The organism is Bacillus hominis, assembly GCF_018332515.1.
GTDB classification, from domain to species: Bacteria; Bacillota; Bacilli; order Bacillales; family Bacillaceae_G; genus Bacillus_A; species Bacillus_A hominis.
Window position 1 is genome coordinate 1 of the sequence record NZ_BOQD01000237.1, and the last position, 3,998, is coordinate 3,998.

At 35.7% G+C, this 3,998-nt stretch carries 3 protein-coding genes; 1 reads left to right on the forward strand and 2 read right to left on the reverse strand.

Annotated elements, in window-relative coordinates; translation table 11 throughout:
* Positions 1-199: 199 nt before the first annotated feature.
* Positions 200-571 (forward strand): hypothetical protein, encoded by a 372-nt coding sequence (locus tag KI356_RS20505; RefSeq protein ID WP_212936294.1) that lies wholly within the window; start codon positions 200-202, stop codon positions 569-571.
* Positions 572-640: 69 nt separating this feature from the next.
* On the opposite strand, the gene KI356_RS20510 is transcribed toward KI356_RS20505, so the two are convergent.
* Together KI356_RS20510 and secA2 are read right to left on the reverse strand one after the other, a co-directional pair.
* A complete protein-coding gene (locus tag KI356_RS20510) occupies positions 641-1,522 on the reverse strand; it encodes an accessory Sec system S-layer assembly protein (protein WP_128283450.1) in 882 nt (293 codons plus the stop codon).
* An 11-nt stretch (positions 1,523-1,533) separates the two neighbouring features.
* Positions 1,534-3,903 carry an accessory Sec system translocase SecA2 gene (gene secA2 / locus KI356_RS20515; RefSeq protein WP_212936295.1) on the reverse strand — a complete coding sequence of 790 codons (2,370 nt, stop codon included), beginning with the start codon at positions 3,901-3,903 and terminating at the stop codon, positions 1,534-1,536.
* Positions 3,904-3,998: the final 95 nt, after the last annotated feature.

Consider the following 3,998-nt stretch of genomic DNA (forward strand, 5'->3'; position numbering starts at 1 on the left):
TGTGAAAGTTCTTATTATTTTTACTGTGTTTATTATGTGTGAAATTCGTATATCTAGATGTTGCACGTTTGTTGACAATTGATTTTCTACACAGTATAGTAACATCTTAGATTAGCAATGTGCTATTATAAGAAGGTATATGAATTTTGAGATTCCTTTATATTCAGAAGGAAGAGCTTTAAGCTGGAGGGAATATTTGATGTACAAACAGTTACCACATGGAGTGAAGGTCGGGATTACACGATCAATTGTTGTTTCTTTTGAGAGATATATGAAAGAAATTGAATGGAATGAAGAAAAATTTGATATGCAGCAATTTGTTGAACAGTGGAAACAATATTTATACACAAAATCAACTTGGATTAATAAAGTAGACGACGAGTTGAAAGGACATCCAGAGTTCCATCAAGCATTAGCGATGAAAGTAAATGAAAAAATTAATGAACTTATTAGTGAGCAGCCGAGCGAAGAACAATTAGAGCTGTTAAAAAAGAGCAACGTAAATCACGTAGATGAAATGTGTAAACTAGAAGCGGAGTATCATATTGAACGTTTATTAGTAACGAAGTAGATTTCACATAAAAAAAGAGCCTATCCTAAAGGTGTGATGACCATCTTTTAGGATAGGCTTTTTTGTATATTAGTCTTGTGGTACAAATGCTTTCCAGCTAGATAAATCCATGTTTTGTTTCAAGATGGATGAAGCAGGGAAAACAAATGACCACGGTTTTGTAGTATTCGCTTTAATTTCAAGATTCGGTAACGTGAAAGCACCTTTAACAACGACTTCTCCAGAAGCATCTTCAATATGAAGAGGGAGCTGTTCTAGTTGAATGTTATCTTTACAGCCATTACGAATTAGAAGTGTTGTATGTAAATCACCGTTCTCTTTCAATGCGGCTTGTAAACCTAGGAAGTTAATTTCACCTTCATTTGGAGGTGTTAAATTGTCTACAAAATTACGTAAAGCTTCTTTGCTTGCTTCAGGTAACTGTGCTTCCCAAGATGGATCTAAATCTAGTTGATGCTTACTTTCAAGTTCGAAAGCTAATTCCCAATCTGATTGAGATAGTTCAGCTTCAGTTATTGTTTCTTGCTCAAATGTAAATACGAACGGCATATTTACGTTTTCAGGAATATCGCCAAGAGCAGATAGGTTAAATGTTTTACGTGCGCAAAGCTTTTTATCTTTGTTTAATAGAAGTAATGTAACTTCTTCGAAAGAAATCGGTTTTGGGACACTGCTGCGAATAAATGCAGCTACATCGTATGCGCCATCACGTTTTTCAATTTCAATTCCTGATAAGGAAATTTGATATTCTTGTAAACGTGGTAATTCTTTATGTAAGAATTGATAAATGTATTTTTGTTCTTGTGCTACGTCACCCCAGCTAGGATGGAAGTAAAGAACTGGCTTTACCGTTTTATTTTGAGAAGTAGTTTCTTCTTGTCCAAATAATTGATTACTAGAAACAGTAGTATCTTTTCCTTTTTTCTTTGCCTTTTTCAGGAATGATAACATAAATTTTCACCTCATGATTGTACGTTTTCTGGAACTGCTAAATGTCTTGCAATATATCGGCACATTTCTTTTTCGAAATTACCGTAAGTGTATAAGAAAATATCCAAACCTTCTTTTTGATAAAGGCGAGTTGGATCTTCTTGTTGATATTGTCTTAAGCCAATACCTTCTTTCAAGTGAGTCATTGCATCTAAGTGATTTACCCAGTTTTGATCTAGGAAGTGTAAACCAACGTAGCGCAGTGATTGTTGTAAATCGGCATGGTCATTTAACTCTTGTACACGCTCGATATAGCTAGAAATTGTATCTTTTAAAACGATTTGTAAATCCTCAGGAGAATGTACGTCGTTCGCAGATAATGGTGGCAAAGTTTCAGCCGGTAAAACTTCTTTAATAGATGCTGTTAAACTAGCGAAATCCCATTCTTCAGGAAGCATTCCTTCGAAAAGGTGCTGCTTAGCAATTGCATCCACAGAGTGTTCAATCATTGGAATAACAAGTTCTATCATATTTGTTTCTTCTTTTAGAAGGTTGTTACGTAGTGTGTATATAACATTACGTTGATCATTAATTACGTCATCTAATTTTAAATTATATTCACGCATTGAGAAATGACCACCTTCACAAATTAATTGTGTACGGTTGATGAAATCATGAACTTTAGGTGTATTAATAAGTCCTGCTTTGTCAGGTTTCAGTGATTTTATTAGCTTTTCTACTTCTTCATGAGCAAAGCGTTTTAGCATCTCATCTTCTAAAGATAGGAAAAATTGAGAGCTTCCCGGATCCCCTTGGCGACCAGCTCGGCCCTTAAGCTGATTATCAACGCGGCGAGATTCATGACGTTCTGTTCCAATTACATGTAATCCACCAAGGGCGTGGACACCGTCACCTAGTAAAATATCAGTACCCCGGCCTGCCATATTTGTAGCAATTGTAATTTGGCCTTTTTGCCCAGCAGTTGCAATTAAGTCTGCTTCTTGCTCTGCACTTTTAGCGTTTAATAATTGATATTTGATGTTTGCTTCATCTAAGTAATGAGCAACAGTTTCAGATTGCAAGATAGACATCGTCCCAATTAAAATTGGGCGTCCTTGCTTATGCTGTTTTAGAACTTCTTCACGCACAGCTTTATATTTATCATCAGCTGTTACATATACTACGTCATTTTTATCTTCACGAAGAACAGGACGGTTCGTTGGAATTGGAATAACTTCCATATTGTATACACGGTTGAATTCTTTTTCTTCCGTCTTTGCTGTACCTGTCATACCTGATAATGCCGGATACATACGGAAGAAGTTTTGAATTGTAATAGAAGCTTGTGTTTGGTTTTCTTCTGTAATTTCTAAACCTTCTTTTGCTTCTAGTGCCTGATGTAAGCCGTCACTTAAAGAGCGACCATCCATAACACGTCCTGTGAAAATATCTACAAGTAGTATTTTTTCATCATGCACAATATAGTCAACGTCAAGCTGGAAAGCGACATTGGCACGTAATGATTGAATCATATAATGGTACAATGTTTGATGTTCTAAATCATATAAGTTATCGATGTCAAATAAATCTTCTATTTTTGTAATACCGTCTTCTGTAAAACTAGCTGATTTCGATTCTGCATCGTATGTATAGTGAAGGGTATCTTGGAATGATTTAATAACTTTTGCACATAAATAATGCAAATCAGAGCTACCTGATTTCTTCCCAGCAATGATAAGTGGCGTTTTCGCCTCATCAATTAAAACGCTATCAATCTCATCGATAATAGCAAAGTGATAGGGGCGCTGAACTTGCTCATTTTTTGAAGCAGCCATATTATCGCGAAGATAGTCAAAGCCAAACTCTGTTCCAATACCGTATGTAATATCAGCTTCGTACGCAAGTTTCTTTTCAGAAGGATCAATTTGAGGAATATTTAATCCAACTTGTAAGCCGAGAAATTCATGGACTTGGCCAATTAACTCTTTATCACGCTTTGCTAAGTAATCGTTTACAGTAATAACATGAACGCCTTTTCCTTCAAGAGCACGTACATATGTTGGGAGAGAGGAAACTAATGTTTTCCCTTCACCAGTTGGCATCTCCGCAATATTACCTTCTAGTAATACAAGTCCTCCGATTAACTGTACATCGTAATGGCGTAATCCAAGCACACGTTTTGCGGCTTCGCGTACAACAGCGAATGCTTCTACTTTTATGTCATCAACTGTTTTCCCATCCTTAAGCATATTTTTGAATGTGACAGTTTTGTGACGTAATTCTTCGTCAGGTAAATCAGACATTTGTTTTTCCAAATCATTAATTTCTTGAACGAGTTGTTCATATTTTTTTAGCTTTCTCTTTTGAGAATCTCCTAACAATTTCTTTACCGAATTCAGCATGTTGCAAACACTCCTCTTACTGACAATAGCTACATTATAGCACATGTTTATCTTGAACAAGTAGAAGTAGTAAATTGAAGAAAAAACTGGATAAA